Here is an 18,397-nt window from a genome sequence, read left to right on the forward strand (position 1 = left end):
ACCGAACGGTCCGCCAGCGAAGAGGACGCGACGCCATGGGCCAGATTGCAACCGCCGAAGCCAGCGAGGGGGCGGTGAAGGATCTCTACGAGCTGGGCGAGATCCCCCCGCTCGGCCATGTGCCGTCCAAAATGTATGCCTGGGCCATCCGCCGCGAGCGGCACGGCCCCCCGGAAGACTCGTTCCAGCTCGAAGTGGTTCCCACCTGGGAGCTGGGCGAGAACGACGTGCTCGTCCTCGTGATGGCGGCGGGCGTCAATTATAACGGCATCTGGGCCGGGCTCGGCCAGCCGATCTCGCCGTTCGACGTCCACAAGGCCCCGTTCCATGTGGCCGGATCGGATGCCTCGGGCATCGTCTGGGCCGTGGGCTCGAAGGTGAAGCGTTGGAAGGTCGGCGACGAGGTGGTGGTCCACTGCAACCAGGACGACGGGGACGACGAGGAGTGCAACGGCGGCGACCCGATGTTCTCGCCCTCCCAGCGCATCTGGGGCTACGAGACGCCGGACGGCTCCTTCGCCCAGTTCTGCCGGGTGCAGGCGCGCCAGCTGATGCCGCGCCCCATGCATCTGACCTGGGAGGAGAGCGCCTGCTACACGCTCACCATGGCCACCGCCTACCGCATGCTGTTCGGCCACCCGCCGCACACCGTGAAGCCCGGTGACCACGTGCTGGTGTGGGGCGCCTCGGGCGGGCTCGGCGTGTTCGGCGTGCAGCTCGCGGCCGCCTCCGGCGCGCACGTGATCGGCGTCATCTCGGACGAGACCAAGCGCGACTACGTGCTCGGCCTCGGCGCCAAGGGCGTGATCAACCGCAAGGACTTCAAGTGCTGGGGCCAGCTGCCCAAGGTCAACTCGCCGGAATATGCCGAGTGGACCAAGGAAGCGCGCAAGTTCGGCAAGGCGATCTGGGACATCACGGGCAAGCGCGACGTGGACATCGTGTTCGAGCATCCCGGCGAGCAGACCTTCCCGGTCTCGACCCTGGTGGGCAAGCGCGGCGGCATGATCGTGTTCTGCGCCGGCACCACCGGCTTCAACATCACCTTCGACGCCCGCTACGTCTGGATGCGGCAGAAGCGCATCCAGGGCTCGCACTTCGCGCACCTGAAGCAGGCCTCGGCCGCCAACCAGTTCATCATCGACCGGCGCGTCGACCCTTGCATGTCCGAGGTGTTCCCCTGGGAGCGCATCCCGGAGGCCCACACCAAGATGTGGAAGAACCAGCACGCCCCCGGCAACATGGCGGTGCTGGTGAACGCGCCGCGCACCGGCCTGCGCACGCTCGAGGACGTGATCGAGGCCGGCGCGAAAGGCTGAGGCCGGGCTCAAGCTCCGGCTTGGCCGCGCCCGCCTTCCGCGCGGCTTCAGTCACACCATGGTACTCCGGCTTGACCGGAGGACCATTCCCGGTCTCCGCTCAGGGCTGCTCGGCGAAGCGCAGCGTGCCGGCGGGCGCGAGGGTGCGCGCGTCATAGGTGCGAATCTCCACCGCACCCGCTATATCAAGGGTCACCACCACCACGTCGCCGGCCACGGCGGTGGCGACGATCTTCGCCCCTTTGGGCAGCAGCGCGGTCTGCGCGCCCTCGGCCAGCGGCTTGGCGCGGATCATCCGGTAGCCGATGACGCCCATCACGCTGGCGACGCCGAGCACCATGACGAGCATGGACATGGTGGAGAATCGGCGGAACTTCGCGAGCACGCGCTCCTGCTCCGGGGTCAGCGCCGCGTCGGGGCTCTCGATGGGGGGCGGGCGGTGGAACATGAGCGGGCCTGACGTGTGATGGAGACGGGACACAAGGTGGATGCCGAGCTGGACGACGATTTCTCCGCCGACGACCCGACCTTCGCAGCGGGCGCCGAGCACCCCGTCATCGCCACGTCGCAGGACCACGGCGAGCGGCTCGACCGCGTGCTGGCGCGGCATCTCGCCGAGCTGAGCCGCACCCGCATCAAGCGCCTCATCACCGAGGGGCATGTGACGCTCGCGGGGCGAGTGGTAGGCGACGCGGCCCAAAGGGTCAATGCCGGCGAGGCGTTCACGGTGCTCGTTCCGGCGCCGGAGGCCGCCGCGCCGCTGCCCGAGGACCTGCCGCTCGCCATCGCCTTCGAGGATGCGCACCTCATCGTCATCGACAAGCCGGCCGGCCTCGTGGTGCACCCGGCCCCTGGCCATTCCGGCGGCACGCTGGTGAATGCGCTGCTGCATCATTGCGGCGACAGCCTGTCCGGCATCGGCGGCGTCAAGCGGCCCGGCATCGTCCACCGGATCGACAAGGATACCTCCGGGCTTCTCGTGGTGGCGAAGTCGGACGCCGCCCATAAGGGCCTCGCCGCCCAGTTCGCGGACCACGGTCGGACCGGACCGCTGGAGCGGGCCTATCTCGCCTTCGTCTGGGGCGTCCCCGAGGCGCGCGGCACCGTGGATGCGCCCATCGACCGCCATCCCGCGCACCGCCAGAAGATGGCGGTGCGGCAGAGCGGGCGGCACGCGGTGACGCACTGGGAGCTGGTGGAGAGCTATGCCGGCACCGACGGCACGCCGGTGGCGAGCCTCGTGCGCTGCCGGCTGGAGACCGGGCGCACGCACCAGATCCGCGTGCACATGGCGCATCTGGGACATCCGCTTTTGGGCGACGAACTCTACGGCCAGGGCTTCCGCACCAAGGCGGCGCGGTTGCCCGAGGCGGCGCGGGAGACGCTCGGCGGGCTCGGCCGGCAGGCGCTTCATGCCGAGCGGCTCGGCTTCGCCCATCCGGTGACGGGGCAGGCGCTCTCGTTCGGCAGTGCCCTTCCGAAAGACCTCGCGGGGCTCAGGCAAGCACTCTCGTCGACGTGAGCGCGGAAACCTATTCCCGCCCCGATCGTATCTATATGATCGGAGTACGCGGCGGGCGCCAAGCGGCCGCGAACGCGGCCGCCCTGACGGGGACCGCAGCGCAAGGAGGCCTCTCATGGCCCAGGTCAAGAACGTTCCCATCCCCTCGGCCGAGGGCGGGCTGACCCGGTATCTCGAGGAGATCCGCCGGTTCCCCATGCTGGAGCCGCAGGAGGAATATATGCTCGCCAAGAGCTGGCGCGAGCATGGCGACCGCGAAGCCGCTCACAAGCTGGTGACCAGCCATCTGCGCCTGGTGGCGAAGATCGCCATGGGCTATCGCGGCTACGGCCTGCCGATTTCGGAAGTCATCTCCGAGGGCAATGTGGGCCTCATGCAGGCGGTCAAGCGCTTCGAGCCCGAGAAGGGCTTTCGCCTCGCCACTTATGCCATGTGGTGGATTCGCGCCTCGATCCAGGAATACATCCTGCGCTCCTGGAGCCTCGTGAAGATGGGCACGACGGCGGCGCAGAAGAAGCTGTTCTTCAACCTGCGCAAGGCCAAGAGCCAGATCTCCGCGCTGGAGGAGGGCGACCTGCGCCCCGACCAGGTGAAGCAGATCGCCACCAAGCTCGGCGTCACCGAGCAGGACGTGGTGGACATGAACCGCCGCCTCTCGGGCGACGCCTCCCTCAACGCCCCGATCCGCGAGGACAGCGAGGGCGGCGAGTGGCAGGACTGGCTGGTGGACGAGCGGCTCGACCAGGAGGAGCAGCTGGCGGCGAGCGAGGAGCTCGACAATCGCCGCGCCGCTCTGACCGGCGCCCTGTCGGTGCTCAACGACCGCGAGCGGCGCATCTTCGAGGCCCGCCGCCTGTCCGAGGACCCCATGACGCTGGAGGATCTCGCGTCCGAGTTCGGGGTCTCGCGCGAGCGCGTGCGCCAGATCGAGGTGCGCGCCTTCGAGAAGGTGCAGAAGGCGGTGATGGAAAAGGTGCGCCAGACCGAGTCGCCGAGCGCGGAGGCGGTCGGCGCCTGATTGCGGCGCATTTCCGCGGGGAAGGTTGCGTCGCTCCATGGCCTAGCGTTAAGTAACCTCTCCGATGCACCGCGCGGAGAGACACGTGGCCGGGTCCGACCTGCTCTCCGTTGTGGACAGCTTCTACGCCGCGGCGCTTGAGCCCGAGCGCTGGCAGAAGGCGCTCGATGCCCTGTCGGGCGCCCTGGGCGCCATCGGCGCGACCATGGTTCCGCTCGGCATTGACCGGACCATGCGCGCGTTCGCCTCCGAGTCCCTTGCCGAGGCCAATGCGGAATACCAGCAGACTTGGTGGCGCCATTACACCGCGACCATGCGGGTGTTCCAGCGGGGGCTGAGGCCAGGGCTCGTCGGCACCGACCGTTTGGTGATCAGTGAAGAGGAGATCCGGCTCGATCCCTTCTACCAGGACTTCCTGCGCCGGCACGGCATCCGCCAGACCATGGCGGCCGTCGTTTCCGTGGGCAACGGTCGGCTCCTGTCCATCGGTGCCCAGCGCAGCATCAAGCGGGAGCTGTTTCAGGACGGGGACGTCGGCACCCTCGCGAAGCTCGCGCCGCATATCGGGCGGGCCCTCGCCATTTCCACCGCGCTGGTGGAGGCCCGCCGCATGGCCGGCGATCTCGCCGAGGCCGTGGAGCGCCTCGCCTGGGGCGTGGTGATGCTCTCCGCATCCGGCGACGTGCGTCACGTCAACGCCGTCGCCGAGTCCCTGCTGGGGGACGGCCTCGCGCTCGCTGGCCGGCGGCTCAGAGCCGCGGCGCGGGACGACAATGAGCGCCTCCAGGCCGCCGTCGCGGCGGCCCTGCCGGGCGCCGGCATGCCGGCCGCGAAGGGCGTGCTGGTGCGCCGCAGCGGCGCGGGGGGCTGGCTCTATGTGGAGGTCGTGCCGATCCGGCCGAAGCTCGAGCCGCTGGAGATCATGACCTTTGGCGCCGGCGGCGCGATGCTGCTGATCCGCTCGCTGGACACGGTGCCCCGCACCGTCGCGCACCACCTCCAGGCGATGGGCCTCACCCCTGCGGAAGCGCGGCTCGCCGAGGCGGTCGGCCAGGGCGGCTCCTTGAAGCAGGTGGCCGATGCCAGCGGCATCGCCTACGAGACAGCGCGGACCCAGCTGCGGGCTGTGTTCGCCAAGCTCGGCGTCCGCCGGCAGGGGGAGCTGACGATGATCGTCATGCGGCTCGTTTCGGCCGCCGTGCGCTAAAGCGCAGATCGCGCTTTTGGGCAGGGCGGGTGCAGAGGCGGGGGCCGTTCAGGACAGCAGATGGCCCATGGCGATGCCGGCCAGCGCGGCCGAGGCGGCTATCGCCAGCGTCTCCGCCGCCGCGCGCACCACCGGCCGCTTCGCCACCAGGCCGCGGCCGATGCCGAGCGCCAGCAGCAGCGCCGTGGTGAGCACCAGCGAGACGATGCGCGCGCTTTCCATGGGCAGGAAGGCGAACGGCAGCACCGGCGTGAAGCCCGCGAACAGATCGGACACGAACATCCAGAATGCGTGCGAGGCGGGGCTCGCCCCGTCCTCCGTGTCGGCGAGTTCGGTGCGCAGGCCGAAAGCGGCCCGCGGCGCGCGGGCGAGCGCGCCGGCCACCGCCGCCACGTCCTCCGGCGCCATGCCACCGCGGGCGAGCGCGCCGGTGACGGCCGCGGCCTCGATCTTCGCCGCGGCGGGATCGACCGCGGCCCGACGCCGGAGCGCGCGCGCGTCGCGCACCGATTCCGCATCGAGATAGCTGCCCGCCATCATGGAGACGGCCGCGGCCGCCGCCCCCGTGGCGCCGGCGATCAGAACCGTGCGGGGATCGTCGGTGCTGATCGCGACGCCGAAAACGAGGCCGAAGATGGAGACGGTGCCGTCCTCCATCCCGAACACGATGTCGCCGATGGAGGCCTTGAGCGAGGAAAGGATGCGCGCGCCTGCCGACATGGGGTCCTTGCCTTCCGCCGCCCGGACGGGCGTCCCGCCGACCAGCCGGCGGGGGAGGAGGGGGGACACCCCGGAACGCCGGGAGCGGTCCCCGGCCGCAGCCGGTCGGCCTTTGACCGCCCGGTCAGCTCTTGGCCGACGCCTTTTTCGAGAACATCCCGCGGATGTTGTCCCACAGTTCGATCTTCACGCCATGGCGCTTCATGATCACCGCCTGCTGCGCCACCGAAAGGGTGTTGTTCCACGCCCAGTAGATGACGAGACCCGCCGCGAAGTGCGCCAGCATGAAGGTGAAGATCAGCGGCATCCAGTTGAAGATCATCTGCTGGGTCGGGTCCGGCGGGGCCGGGTTCAGCTTCATCTGCACCCACATGGTGATGCCCATGACGATGGGCCAGGCGCCCAGCATCAAATAGGAGCCGATCACCGGCACCGACGAGGGATCCCACGGGATGAGGCCGAACAGGTTGAACAGGGTGGTCGGGTCGGGCGCCGAGAGGTCGCGGATCCAGCCGAAGAACGGCGCGTGCCGCATCTCGATGGTCACGAACAGGACCTTGTAGAGCGCGAAGAAGACCGGGATCTGCACCAGGATGGGCAGGCAGCCCGCCACCGGATTGATCTTCTCCTTCTTGTACAGCTCCATCAGCGCCTGCTGCTGCTTCGCCTTGTCGTCGGCGTAGCGGTCGCGGATGGCGGTCATCTCCGGCTGCACCGCCTTCATCTTCGCCATCGAGGCGTAGGACTTGTTGGCGAGCGGGAAGAAGACCAGCTTCAGCAGCACGGTCACGGCCAGGATCGCCAGGCCGAAATTGCCCACCAGGCGGTAGATCCAGTCGATGACGAGGAACAGCGGCTTGGTGATGAAGTAGAACCAGCCCCAGTCGATGAGGCGGTCGAAGCGGTCGATCTTGTAGGTCTCGGCATAGCCGTCCACCAGCTGCACCACCTTGGCGCCGGCGAACAGCTGGCCCTTTGAGGCGACGGTGCCGCCGGGCTCGGCGGTCAGAGGCGCGGCGAGATAGTCGGCCTGGAAGGTCGGCGTGTTGCCGAAGGCGCCGGCGGAGAACTTGGCCTCCACCTTCACGTTCTGGTCCGGGATGACGGTGGCGGCCCAGTATTTGTCGGTGATGCCGAGCCAGCCGCCGGTGGCGGCGGCGGTGACCTGCTTGTCCTTCTCCATGCTGGAGTAGGTGATCTCGTGCAGGCCGCTCTCGCCCAGCACGCCGATCAGGCCCTCATGGAGGATGTAGAAGCCCTCGATCTTCGGCCGGCCGTGGCGCGAGACCAGCGCGTAGGGGTAGAGCGTCACGGCCGTGCCGGTCTTGTTCTCCACCTCGTCCTTGACCGCGAACATGTAGTGGTCATCCACCTCGAAGGTGCGGCGGAACACCAGGCCCTGGCCGTTGTCGTAGGTGAGGACGAGCGGCGTCTTCTCGGTGAGCGCAGTGCCGGCGGCGGTCCACACCGTGTCGGGGCCGGGCATCGCGAGGCTGGCGCCGGAAGCGGAGGTCCAGCCGAACTCCGCATAGAAGGGATGCGGCGCGCCCGAAGGCGAGAGCAGGACGATGTTCGGGCTCTTGGGGTCGACGGTCTCGTGGTACTCCGTGAGCTGCAGGTCGTCGACGCGGCCGCCGCGCAGCGAGATCGAGCCCTTCAGGCTTCGGGTGGCGATGGCGACACGCGGGCTCGCGGCGAGCGCCTGCTCGCGGGTGAGCGGCACCTGGGCGGCCGGGGCGCCGCCCGCCTGGGGCACCGCGCCGGGGGTCGCGGTTCCGGGCGCCGGGGTCGCGGAGCCGGGCGCCTGCTGGGCCGCCTGCTGCTGCTGCTCCGCGGCCTGGCGCTGGCGCTCCGCCTGGGGCATGCCGAAGAAATATTGCCAGCCGAGCAGGATCGCCATCGACAGAGCGATGGCGATGAACATGTTGCGGTTGTCGCTCATGGGTGGCCTCCGGCGGCGGGGGCGTCGATCGCGGGGATCGCCGACTGCTTGGGGCGGGATTTGGGCTTGCCGGGGGCATTCACCCGGTTGACGGCGCGCTCGAGATCGCCGACGAGGTCGCAGAACGGGGCGCGCAGGGCCTCGACGCGCGCCACCAGCACATAATCGAAGCCCGGCCGGCCGCGCTCCGGCAGCACGCGGCGCGCCACCTCGCGCAGGCGTCGGCGGATGCGGTTGCGCACCACGGCGCCCCCGGTCTTCTTGGTTACGGTGAAGCCGACGCGAACCTCGCCCGCATCACCCCGGTCGCGTCCCTGCAGCAGGAAGGCGGGCACGCCGGCGCGGCCGGCCTTGGCGGCGGCGAGGAAGTCGCGGCGCTTGCGGAGGCGATCCACGACGGGCAGCTCCGCGATCTCCACCTGTCAGGCGGACAGGCGCTTGCGGCCGTGGGCGCGGCGGGAGGCGACGATCTTGCGGCCGTTGCGGGTCGCCATGCGCGCACGGAAGCCGTGGCGGCGCTTGCGCACGAGCTTGCTGGGTTGATAGGTGCGCTTCACGGGTCTGTCTCCGGAGTTCCTGTGGCCGCCGCGGTGGCACGGACCCCAGCAGCGGCGCTGCCACGGCGCCTTGCGCCGATGCCCGCTCGATCGGCTCGACAGGCGAGATCGGTTCGAGGAATGAGGGCTGGGCTCCGGCCGCCGGAGCCGCCTGAGTTCGGGGGCGCTTATAGGGGGGCCGGGCGCCGGCGTCAATGCGCAACCCGCGGCGCCAGCCGGCCGCTAGGGCAGGCCGGCCAGGAACCCGTCCAGCGCCGGCAGCACGCCGGGGTCGAGCGGCAGAGCCGGATCGGCATAGGCGGCGGCGTTGCCCGCCCGACCCGCGGGCACGGACTTGGACACGTGGTTCGCAGCCTCGAGCGCACCAGTCGCGCGGCGGGCCGGGCGATGGTCAGGGCGGCGATGTCGCTCGCGCCCGCCTGGAGGTCGCGTCCGGCGGCGATGATCAGGGTCGGAACGGGCACAGCCGCGAGGTCGCCGGCCGGGTCCACCCCCAGGACCGAGACCAGATAGGGCTGCACCGAGGGCCGGAACAGCGGCGCCAAAGCCGGCGACACTCCCGCCACCATGTCGCCGCGCGCCAGCATGGCGAGGATGTGTCGGCTCTCCTCCAAGAGCGCGGGCGGCAGGCCGGAGGCCGCGAGTTGATCGAGGAGCACGGTGCCGAGCGGGCGGCCGGGCGGCGCCATGAGGACCAGGCCGGCCACCCGTTCGGTGCGCGCAAGGCGGGCGGCGATCATGGCGCCCTCGCTGTGGCCCAGCGGCACCACGCCGCGCACGTCCGGCCGCGTCGCCAGCGCCCGCAGGGCGGCGCGCGCGTCCGCCTCCAGCAGCGCGAAGGTGATGTCCGCCTCACGGCCGGCCAGGGCGCGGCTCGCCCCCACCCCGCGCTTGTCGTGGCACAGCACCACATGGCCCGCCGTGGCGAGCCCGGTGGCGATGCTGCGGTAGAGATCGGTGGCGAGGCCGGGGCCGTTGCCGTCCCGGTCGGTGGGCCCGGAGCCGGCGACCATCAGCACGCCGAGCGCGCGGCGCGCACGGCGCGGCGCCAGAAGGCTGCCCGAGAGCCCGTCCTTCTGCCAGCCCGTCTCCAGCAGCGCGGGCGCGGCGCGCACGGCGGACACCGGCAGGCCGGCGAGGAGAAGGGCGGCGATCTGGCGGCGGGAGTGCATCGGGCTTTGGCAATCGGGCGCGGGCCTGGGCGCCGGCGCGCGGCTTCGGCAGCATAGCCGAGGTGAGTCGCCACTCCACCCTTCCCAATTGCCGTGGCCACGCTTAAATGGCGCGCATGGTCTCTCAGCAGGACGCGCCGCTCGTCTGCGTCGTCGGCGCCGGCCCGGCGGGCCTGGCGGCGGCCGAGCGCCTCGCCGCAGCCGGCCTCAAGGTGGCGGTCTACGACCGCATGCCCTCGCTCGCGCGCAAGTTCCTGATGGCCGGGCGCGGCGGGCTGAACCTCACCCATTCGGAGCCGTTCGAGCGCTTCCTCGGGCGCTATGGCGACGCCAGCGGCCACCTCGAGCCGGCGCTCGCCGCCTTTCCGCCGAGCGCACTCATGGACTGGGCGCAGGGGCTCGGCGAAGAGACCTTCATCGGCACCAGCGGGCGGGTTTTCCCCAAGAGCTTCAAGGCCTCGCCTTTGCTGCGCGCATGGCTCGGCCGGCTTGCGGCATCGGGGGTCGAATTCCACGCGCGCCACGCCTGGCGCGGCTGGGACGCGGACGGGCGGCTGTTGTTCGAGACCCCCGGCGGCCCGGTCACGGTGGCGCCGGCGGCCACCGTCCTGGCGCTCGGCGGCGCCTCCTGGCCGCGCCTCGGCTCGGACGGCGCGTGGCAAAGGCTGCTCGCCGAAAAAGGCGTGCGCGTCACCGAATTCGCGCCCGCCAACATGGGCATCCGGGTGTCCTGGTCCGAGCCCTACCGCGCCCACTTCGCCGGCGCGCCGCTGAAGCGCATCGCCCTCGCCATCGACGGCGTCAAGGTGCGCGGCGAGGCGACCGTGACCGAGGAGGGCCTCGAAGGCGGCGCCGTCTACGCTTTGTCCCGGCGCCTGCGCCGCGCGACGCAGGCGGGGCCGGCCGAGCTCCTCGTCGACTTGCGCCCGGACGTGGAGGCCGAACTGCTCGCCGCGCGCTTCGCCGCGGCGCCGCGCAAGCTCTCGTTCTCAAACCTCATGCGCAAGGCGGCGGGCCTTGCCCCGCCGGCCGCCGGCCTGGTGCGCGAGGCGCTCGGGCCGGACGGCCCGCGCGGCGCGCAGGATCTCGCGCGGCTGGTGAAGGCGCTGCCGGTCACCGTCACCGGCACGTCCGGGCTCGAGCGCGCCATCTCCACCGCCGGCGGCGTCGCCTGGTCCGAGGTCGCGCGCGACTATTCCCTGCGCGGCCGCCCGGACACCTTCGTGTGCGGCGAGATGATCGACTGGGAGGCGCCGACCGGCGGCTACCTGCTGCAGGCCTGCTTCTCCACCGGCCGGGCGGCGGCCGACGGCGTCCTCGCCCGCCTCACCCCTTGAAGCCGCCGGCGTCCAGGAACGCCTGCTCCTCCGGCCGCATGACGCGCCCGAGGACCGGATTGCGATGGGGGAAGCGGCCGAACCGGTCGATGATCTCCTGGTGCATCAAGGCGTATTTCAGCCCGTCCGCGTCGCCGATGCGGCGGTAGAGGTCGGCGCAGCGCGCCTGCCGCCCGGGGTCCTCGGCGTGCATCAGCGGCAGATAGAAAAAGCGCGCCAGATCGGCAAAGCGCCCGAGGCGGGCGGGATCGTCGTCGCCGCGCGCCAGCGCCGCCTCGGCCACCGCGAGCGCCGAGGGATCGCTGGCGAAGGCGCGGCGGGTGCCGCGGAAGGCGTTGCGCGGCACCTGGTCGAGCAGCAATACGAGGGCGAGCGCGCCCTCGGCGGTGCCTGCCCAGCCGGAGAGCCGGTCCGCCGCGGCCGCCTCGTGCAGCGGCAGCAGGTGCACACCCACCTCGGCGTCGAAGCCGGGATCGGCGGCGAACCATTTGTCCGGCCCCGCCGCCAGCCAGAAGCCGAGCACGTCGGCGGCGGTCTCGGCCGCAGGGCGCGCGGCCGGGTCGTGGGCGTCTGCGTCCCCCATGGCATTATCCTTCATGGCTTCAATCCCGGCGGCGCGAGCGGATTGTCGGCGAGCGCGGCGGCGTCCGGCGCGTCGACCTCGGGCACGCCCAGGAAAGCGTGGAACAGGCGCTCGATCACCTTGGGGTCGAGGTCGCGCACGATCATCACCAGGCGCGTGCGATGGTCCTCGTCCGGCCAGGCGGGAAGGCGCACCGGCGGGTGCATGAGGTGCTGCACGCCGTGCAGAACCAGCGGCATTTCGGGATGCTCCTTCACCTTCACGATCGCCTTCATGCGCAGGAGCTTGGCGCCATGGGTGGCGCGCAGCAGCTCGAGGAACAGATCGAGCGTGGCGAGCGGGATGGCCGCGTCGGTGGCGAGGGTGAAGGCGCGGATGCGCGCGTCGTGGCGGTTCGGGTCGTGCGGGTGGCCCCCGTCTTCGCGCGCGGCCACCGCCTCCTCGGCGAGCCAGCGGGCGACGTCCGGGATCTTGCCGGAGGGATCATAGAGCCCCGCCTCCAGCAGCCGCGCCGCGTCCGCCTCCCCCGCCGCCGCGTCGAGCACGGGGGCCGCGGGCGCGAGCCGATTCAGGCGCGCCACCAGCGCGGCGCGCGCGGCCTGTCCGCGCGGGCCTTCGAGGAGGTCGGCCTTGGCGAGCACGATCCGGTCGGCCACCGCCACCTGCTTCACCGCCTCCTCGTGGGCGTCGAGGGTGGCCATCCCGTTCACCGCGTCCACCACGCACACCACGCCGTCGAGCCGGTAGCGCATCGCGAGATAAGGGTGGCCCATGAGGGTCTGCAGGATCGGGGCGGGATCGGCGAGGCCGGTGGTCTCGACGATGACGCGGGAGAACGGCGGCAGGCGGTCGTTGTCACGCCCGCGCAACAGGTCCTCCAAGGCCGCGACGAGGTCGCCGCGGACGGTACAGCACAGGCAGCCGGAGGCGAGCAGCACCACCCCCTCCTTCACCTCGCGCACGAACAGGTGGTCGAGGCCGATCTCGCCGAACTCGTTGATGAGCACCGCCGTGTCGGCGAGCGCGGGGTCGGCGAGCAGGCGGTTGAGCAACGTGGTCTTGCCGGCGCCGAGAAAGCCCGTGAGCACGGTTACGGGCAAAGGCGGCGGCGGCCTGCGCAGGGGCGGCTGGAGGTTGGACGCGCTGGGATCGGGGGCGCTGGGATCGGGCATGGCCCGATCTAGCATGATTGGCCCGCGTGCGCGCGGGGCGACGGGATGCCGCGCGCCGGGCGGGCCGGTCCGGCGCCGCGGCGCCGGTCGCGGCTCAGCCCTGGGGCTTGGACGGCGGCAGCGGCGCGGCGCCGCTTTCCGGCGGCTTGGGCTTGGGCTTCGGCTTGGTGGTCGGCGTGGCCGCGGCGGTCACCGGTGCGGCGGGAGCCACCTGCTTCTTGCTGGCGGCCGGCTTGGCCGCCTCCTTCACGCCGGGATCGGAGGCCGCGGCGGCGACCGCGCTCGGCTTGGGGTCCGGCTTCTTCTTGGGCTTGTCGCTGGCGATCGCGGTATCGGGATCCACCGGCGCGCCCTTCACGCCCACATACACCTGGACCGGCGGCATGGAGGGCGGAAGCTGCTGCTGCAACAGCACCGCGCCGGAGATCTGCACCGGCGCCGCGAAGGCGAACGGCGAGCCGGTATCGTTCTGCGCGCCTACCAGCTCGTCCTCGTTCTCCGCCGCCGTCCCCCTGCGCTTGGCGTTGCAGACCACGTCGCGCATGTCGGTGGGCGGGCCGCCAGCATTCTGAAGCGCGCCGAGGCTGGCGCCACCGCCGAAGATCGACCAGGTGTGCTGGAAGCCTTTCTCGAACAGCACCGCCGCCTCTTCGTTGCGACCGACCGCGGACGACGCGCCCAGCACCACGGCGATCAGGCGCTTGTTGCCACGCGTGGCGGTGGCGACGAGATTGAAGCCGGAGCCGCAGATGAAGCCGGTCTTCATGCCGTCGGCGCCCGGATAGCGGTCGATGAGGCGGTTGTAATTGCGCAGCACCCGCTTGCCGATCCGGATCGCGGGGATGCGGAACAGCATCTCATGCTCGGGAAAGTGATAGATGATGGCGCGGGCGAGGATGGCGAGGTCGCGCGCGGTGGTCACCTGATCGGGATCGGGCAGGCCATTGGGGTTTTCGTAATGGGTGCCGGTCATGCCCAGGTGCCGCGCGGTGGCGTTCATCTGCGCCACGAAGGCCGGCATGGAGCCGCCGATCCCCTCCGCGATCACCACCGCGATGTCGTTGGCGGACTTCACCATCAGCATCTTGAGGGCGTTGTCGAGCGTGAGCTTGGTGCCCGGCTGGAAGCCCATCTTGGAGGGCTGCTGCGAGGCCGCGAGCGCCGAGACGGTGAGCGGCGTGTCCATGGTGACGCGCCCGTCCTTCACCGCCGCGAGCGCCACATAGACGGTCATGAGCTTGGTGACGGAGGCGGGATACCAGGGCGCGCCGGCGTCCTGCTGCTCGATCACGCGGCCGGAATCGGCCTCCACCAGGAGGTAGGGGTGGGCGCCCGCCGGCTGGGCGACCGAAAGCGCCGCGCAGGCAAGCCCGATGGACGCAAACGTGCGCATGGCAGGCGGAAGGAAGGTGGTGCGCGCCAACCCAACGGCTCCTCGATTCCGGTGGAAGCCCCCCGAATGTTCTCGTCCTTCCTTAACCGCTTTCGGCAGCCCGGAAAAGCCGTAACCAGCATGTCGCGGCGATAAAGCAGGGCACAACCGGGCGCAGATACACCGTCGCCTGCGTCATGATTTGGCCGTATTTTTACAACCTTGCACGAACACTGGCGTTCCTGGTCTGGCGACTTTGGGGAAGCTGTGCCTTGCCATGGTAAGCGGGCCCGGACCGGGTCTTGCCGGGGCGGCGGCGCCGCCCCCCCACCGGCGGGCGGCGGCGCGGCGGGACGGGCCAGGCTTTTGCGCGGCATGGACTTGCCGATCGCCGGCCGCTTCGTCCCGGGCGCATGATCTGCTACATACTGCCAAGCTTGCACCCCCGTGCCGGCCCCGCGCGCTGCCCGGCGGCGCGGCGGCGGCCTGCTTCTGCCGAGGGTCGAAATGTCGGGACAGATCGCACGCCAGGCCGAGGCCGCTTCCGCAGCGGACGACCGCGTTCCGCTCACGCGCCTTCACCTGCTGGCCGTATTCGTCTGCGCGCTGGGCCTTGCCGTCGACGTCGCCGAGCTGGCGCTCGGAGGGGTGCTGTCGGCTGTGTTCTCGGCGCCGCCGCATGCCGTCTCCCGGACGGAGCTGTCATGGCTGCTCGCCGCCGCCTATGCCGGCGCGGTGATCGGCGCGCCGGCGTTCGGGTGGCTGGCCGACCGCCATGGCCGGCGCGCCCTGCTGTTCGCGGCGCTGGTCACGCTGGCGCTGGCGTCGGCCGCCGCCGCCGCGAGCGCCAATGTCGGCCAGCTCGCGCTGCTGCGGCTGCTGGGCGGGGTGGCCCTCGGCGCCTATCCGCCGCTGATGTTCGCCTACCTCTCCGAACTCCTGCCCCCGGTGCAGCGCGGGCGTCTGCTGATGGTGTCGGTGGCGATCGCCGGCCTGGGGCCCGTCGCCCTGGTGTTCGCCGTGCACGGGCTGACGCCGCTGGCGCCGTTGGGGATCGAGGGCTGGCGCTGGGGCTTCCTGCTCGGCAGCCTTGGCGCAGGCCTGTGCAGCCTGCTGTTCCTGCTGCTCCCGGAATCGCCCTATTGGCTCGCCCGCAGGGAGGCCCGCGCGTGCGCGGCGGACGCCGGATCCCGGTGTCGCCCGGACCATGTCGCGCACCTGCCGGCGGGATCCGCGCCTTCGGGCCCCGAAGGCGCTCCGCAGGGCGGGACGGCGGCGTCCCCGTCGAGGTCCCGCGGAGGGCTGGCGTTCGTCGTCGCCTGCTTCTTCCTGACGCCGTGGGCGGTGCTGGGATTTCAGGTGCTCGGCGGCGCCGTGCTGGTCCATCACGGCTTCAGCCTCGGTGATTCGCTCCTGCTCGTGGGGGTCTTCACCTTCGGGCCGGTCGCGGGCGCGTTGCTCGGCAGCGTCGTCATCGACCGCGTGGAGCGGCGCACCCTCGTCGTCGCGTCCGCGGGGACGCTGGCCATCGTCGCGCTCGCCTTCGGCTTTGCCCGCTCCCTGCCCGCGCTGACCGCGAGCGGCGTCGCCTTCGGCGTCCTTGCGTCCGCCTTGCTTCCCGCCTTCGCCGTGTATGCCGCCGAGCTCTTTCCCACGGATCAGAGGGCAGGAGCCATATCCTGCGGCTGGGCCGCGAACCGCGTCGGCTCGGCGCTCGTGCCCATCGTCCTGCTGCCGATCCTGGACGGCTCCGGTCCGGCGGTGATGTTCGCCGTCATAGCGGCCACGCTCGTGGCACTGGCGGTCCTCGTGGCGATGCGCGGGCCCCTCGGGCGATCCGGGCGGGCGCTCGGCTAGAGAGGTATCGAGCCCAGAGGACCCCGGTTCGCGCCAAGACGGCGCGTCAATGTTCCATGGTCCGGCTCGCCCTCACCTGAGCTTCAGCGTCGCCAGCCCCGCCAGCGCCAGCACCACGGCGACGATCCAGAAGCGGATCACCACCTGCGGCTCGGTCCAGCCGAGCTGCTCGAAATGGTGGTGGATGGGCGCCATCTTGAACACGCGCTTGCCGGTGAGCTTGAACGAGACCACCTGGACGATCACCGAGACCGCCTCCAGCACGAACAGGCCGCCGATCACGGCGAGGACGATCTCATGCTTGGTGGCCACCGCCACCGTGCCGAGCAGGCCGCCCAGGGCCAGCGACCCGGTGTCGCCCATGAAGATCTGCGCCGGCGGGGCGTTGAACCACAGGAAGCCGAGCCCCGCCCCCATGAGCGCGCCGCAGATCACCGCCAGCTCGCCCGCGCCCGCCACGTAGTGGATCTGCAGATAGTCCGCGAACACCACGTTGCCCGAGAGATAGGCGATCACGCCGAACGAGCCGGCGGCGATCATCACCGGCACGATGGCGAGGCCGTCGAGCCCGTCGGTCAGGTTCACCGCATTTCCGGCGGCGACGATCACGAAGGCGCCGAAGATCACGAAGAACACGCCGAGGTCGAGCAGCAGGTCCTTGAAGAAGGGAAACGCCACCGAGGTGGACAGGCCGCTCTTGCCGGCGTTCATGATCACCACCACGGCGACGCCGGCGATCACCGCCTCGATGGCCAGGCGCACCTTGCCGGACAGGCCGTTATGGGTCTGCTTGGTCACCTTCAGATAGTCGTCGTAGAAGCCGATGAGCCCGAAGCCCATGGTCACCATCAGCACCATCCACACATAGGCGTTGGAGAGGTTCGCCCACAGAAGGGTGGCCACCAGCAGGCCGGAGAGGATCATCAGCCCGCCCATGGTGGGCGTGCCCTTCTTGGTGATCAGGTGCGACTGCGGCCCGTCGGTGCGGATCGGCTGGCCCTTGCCCTGTTTCAGCCGCAGCGTCGAGATGATGCCGGGGCCGAACAGGAACACGAACAGCAGCGCCGTGACCACCGCCCCGCCGGTGCGGAAGGTGATGTAGCGGAACACGTTGAAGGCGGTGAATTCCTGGTGCAGCAAGGCGAGCCACTGGAGCATGAAACAATCATCCTTCGAGAGAGGCGTCCTCGCCCGAGCGGAAGCGGTCGGAAAGGCTCTTCACCAGCGGGGCCATGCGGCTGCCGTTGGAGCCTTTCACCATCACCGTGTCGCCGCCGCGGATCGCCGCCGCCACCATGGGTTCGAGATGCGTCGCGTGCACCGCATAGCCGCCCCGCCGCTCGGCGGGAAGGGCCTGCCACAGCGCATGCATGTGCGGCCCGCAGCAGAACACCTGATCGATGCGGTCGGCGACGATGGCGCCGGCGAGGCCCGCATGATGGGCGTCGGCGCCCTCGCCGAGCTCCAGCATGTCGCCGAGCACCGCGATGCGCCGCCCGCGCGGCCCCACCGGCGAGCGGCCGAGCACGTCGATGGCGGCGCGCATGGAGGCCGGGTTGGCGTTGTAGCTCTCGTCGATGAGCGTCGCCTGGCCGCCCTTCACCGCGAGCCGGATCGGCACGCCGCGCCCCGGCGGCGGCTTGAGCCGCGCCAGCGCCAGCGCGCAGAGCGCGAGGTCGGCGCCGAGCAGGCGCGCGGCGGCGAGCACCGCCAGCATGTTCTGGACGATGTGCCGCCCCGGCATGCCCACCTTGAGCGTGACCGACGTGCCCATCACGTCGACCACCGCCGCCGAGCAGAAAGGCTGGAGCGCCACGTCGGTCAGGCGCACGTCCGCGCCCTCGCTCGCGCCGAAGGTGACGATGCGCGCCACGCCCTTCGCCCTGGCGGCGGCGGCGAGCCGCGCGAACAGCGGGTTGTCGAGGTTGAGGACGGCGGTGCCGCCCGCCTCCAGGCCGTCGAAGATCTCCGCTTTGGCGTCGGCGATCTCCTCGATGGAGGAGAATTGGGCGATGTGCACCGGCTCCACCGTGGTGACGATCGCCACCTGCGGGCGCACCATCTTCACCAGCGGCGTGATCTCGCCGGGATGGTTCATGCCGATCTCGAACACGCCGTAGCGCGCCTCGGGCGGCAGGCGCGCGAGCGAGAGCGGAACCCCCCAGTGATTGTTGTAGGAGGCAGCCGAGGCGTGGGTCTGCCCGTCCGCCGCGAGCGCGAGGCGCAGCGCCTCCTTGGTGGTGGTCTTGCCCACCGAGCCGGTGACCGCGACGATGCCGGCGGCCGAGCGCGCGCGCGCCGCGCGGCCGGTGTCCTCCAGCGCGCCGAGCACGTCCTCGACCACCAGGAGGCGGGCGTCGGCCGCGAACGCCCCGGCCTTCTCCCGCGCCACCACGCAGAGCGCCGCGCCGGCGGCCAGCGCCGCCTCCACAAAGGCGTGGCCGTCCGCCTTCTCGCCGGCGATGGCGAAGAAGGCGTCGCCGGCCTGGAGCGTGCGGGTGTCGATGGAGATGCCGGTGATGGGCGCGGGCGCGCCCGACAGCCGTCCGCCGGTGGCCGCCGCGAGCTGCTCGGGCGCGAACAGCGCGCGCGCCGGCGCCCCGGCATCCGCCATTACCC

Annotated in this window: 17 protein-coding genes; 6 read left to right on the forward strand and 11 right to left on the reverse strand. The window is 71.3% G+C overall.

Going from position 1 to position 18,397, the window contains the following annotated elements; all coding sequences use genetic code 11:
* The first annotated feature begins 35 nt into the window (after positions 1–35).
* Positions 36–1,319, forward strand: a complete 1,284-nt coding sequence (gene ccrA, locus ABLE88_RS11350) for a crotonyl-CoA carboxylase/reductase (RefSeq protein ID WP_348831769.1) — start codon at positions 36–38, stop codon at positions 1,317–1,319.
* A 100-nt stretch (positions 1,320–1,419) separates the two neighbouring features.
* On the opposite strand, the gene ABLE88_RS11355 is transcribed toward ccrA, so the two are convergent.
* Positions 1,420–1,767: a DUF6476 family protein gene (locus tag ABLE88_RS11355; protein ID WP_348831771.1), complete on the reverse strand. Its 348-nt coding sequence runs from the start codon at positions 1,765–1,767 to the stop codon at positions 1,420–1,422.
* 18 nt (positions 1,768–1,785) lie between these two features.
* Between ABLE88_RS11355 and ABLE88_RS11360 the strand changes: the two genes are divergently transcribed.
* The 3 genes from ABLE88_RS11360 (at position 1,786) to ABLE88_RS11370 (ending at position 5,066) form a co-directional block, all read left to right on the forward strand.
* On the forward strand, positions 1,786–2,841 hold the full coding sequence (locus tag ABLE88_RS11360; protein ID WP_348831772.1) for an RluA family pseudouridine synthase: 1,056 nt from the start codon (positions 1,786–1,788) through the stop codon (positions 2,839–2,841).
* Positions 2,842–2,956: 115 nt separating this feature from the next.
* Positions 2,957–3,859, forward strand: coding sequence for an RNA polymerase sigma factor RpoH (rpoH, locus tag ABLE88_RS11365; RefSeq protein ID WP_348831774.1), 903 nt, complete (start codon positions 2,957–2,959; stop codon positions 3,857–3,859).
* A gap of 85 nt (positions 3,860–3,944) precedes the next feature.
* Positions 3,945–5,066 (forward strand): helix-turn-helix transcriptional regulator, encoded by a 1,122-nt coding sequence (locus ABLE88_RS11370; protein WP_348831776.1) that lies wholly within the window; start codon positions 3,945–3,947, stop codon positions 5,064–5,066.
* Positions 5,067–5,114: 48 nt separating this feature from the next.
* Here ABLE88_RS11370 and ABLE88_RS11375 read toward each other — a convergent pair whose 3' ends face one another.
* From ABLE88_RS11375 to ABLE88_RS11395, 5 genes are all read right to left on the reverse strand, one after another.
* Positions 5,115–5,786, reverse strand: coding sequence for a VIT1/CCC1 transporter family protein (locus ABLE88_RS11375; protein WP_348831778.1), 672 nt, complete (start codon positions 5,784–5,786; stop codon positions 5,115–5,117).
* Between the two features lie 124 nt (positions 5,787–5,910).
* Positions 5,911–7,728 carry a membrane protein insertase YidC gene (yidC, locus tag ABLE88_RS11380; protein ID WP_348831780.1) on the reverse strand — a complete coding sequence of 606 codons (1,818 nt, stop codon included), beginning with the start codon at positions 7,726–7,728 and terminating at the stop codon, positions 5,911–5,913.
* A complete protein-coding gene (gene rnpA, locus ABLE88_RS11385; protein ID WP_348831782.1) occupies positions 7,725–8,123 on the reverse strand; it encodes a ribonuclease P protein component in 399 nt (132 codons plus the stop codon). The genes yidC and rnpA overlap by 4 nt, the downstream gene beginning before the upstream one ends.
* A gap of 27 nt (positions 8,124–8,150) precedes the next feature.
* A complete protein-coding gene (gene rpmH, locus ABLE88_RS11390) occupies positions 8,151–8,285 on the reverse strand; it encodes a 50S ribosomal protein L34 (RefSeq protein WP_348831784.1) in 135 nt (44 codons plus the stop codon).
* 191 nt (positions 8,286–8,476) lie between these two features.
* Entirely contained in the window at positions 8,477–9,457 is a 981-nt protein-coding gene (locus ABLE88_RS11395; RefSeq protein ID WP_348831786.1) for an alpha/beta hydrolase, read from the reverse strand.
* Between the two features lie 116 nt (positions 9,458–9,573).
* On the opposite strand from ABLE88_RS11395, the gene ABLE88_RS11400 reads away from it, so the two are divergent.
* Positions 9,574–10,794: a TIGR03862 family flavoprotein gene (locus tag ABLE88_RS11400; RefSeq protein ID WP_348831788.1), complete on the forward strand. Its 1,221-nt coding sequence runs from the start codon at positions 9,574–9,576 to the stop codon at positions 10,792–10,794.
* On the opposite strand, the gene ABLE88_RS11405 is transcribed toward ABLE88_RS11400, so the two are convergent.
* From ABLE88_RS11405 to ABLE88_RS11415, 3 genes are all read right to left on the reverse strand, one after another.
* Positions 10,784–11,377: a DUF924 family protein gene (locus tag ABLE88_RS11405; RefSeq protein ID WP_348831790.1), complete on the reverse strand. Its 594-nt coding sequence runs from the start codon at positions 11,375–11,377 to the stop codon at positions 10,784–10,786. The genes ABLE88_RS11400 and ABLE88_RS11405 overlap by 11 nt on opposite strands.
* Before the next feature lie 11 nt (positions 11,378–11,388).
* Positions 11,389–12,549, reverse strand: a complete 1,161-nt coding sequence (locus ABLE88_RS11410) for a CobW family GTP-binding protein (RefSeq protein ID WP_348831792.1) — start codon at positions 12,547–12,549, stop codon at positions 11,389–11,391.
* 94 nt (positions 12,550–12,643) lie between these two features.
* Entirely contained in the window at positions 12,644–13,972 is a 1,329-nt protein-coding gene (locus tag ABLE88_RS11415) for a D-alanyl-D-alanine carboxypeptidase family protein (protein WP_348831794.1), read from the reverse strand.
* Positions 13,973–14,428: 456 nt separating this feature from the next.
* On the opposite strand from ABLE88_RS11415, the gene ABLE88_RS11420 reads away from it, so the two are divergent.
* A complete protein-coding gene (locus ABLE88_RS11420) occupies positions 14,429–15,778 on the forward strand; it encodes an MFS transporter (protein WP_348831795.1) in 1,350 nt (449 codons plus the stop codon).
* A gap of 72 nt (positions 15,779–15,850) precedes the next feature.
* Here ABLE88_RS11420 and mraY read toward each other — a convergent pair whose 3' ends face one another.
* Complete coding sequence (gene mraY / locus ABLE88_RS11425; RefSeq protein ID WP_348831797.1) at positions 15,851–16,936, reverse strand: phospho-N-acetylmuramoyl-pentapeptide-transferase; 1,086 nt, start codon at positions 16,934–16,936, stop codon at positions 15,851–15,853.
* Positions 16,937–16,943: 7 nt separating this feature from the next.
* The gene (locus ABLE88_RS11430) at positions 16,944–18,392 is read right to left on the reverse strand and encodes a UDP-N-acetylmuramoylalanyl-D-glutamyl-2,6-diaminopimelate--D-alanyl-D-alanine ligase (RefSeq protein ID WP_510182892.1); all 1,449 of its coding nucleotides are present in this window, start codon (positions 18,390–18,392) and stop codon (positions 16,944–16,946) included.
* Positions 18,393–18,397: the final 5 nt, after the last annotated feature.

The sequence above is a fragment of the Xanthobacter luteus genome, assembly GCF_040049235.1.
Taxonomy (GTDB): Bacteria; Pseudomonadota; Alphaproteobacteria; order Rhizobiales; family Xanthobacteraceae; genus Xanthobacter.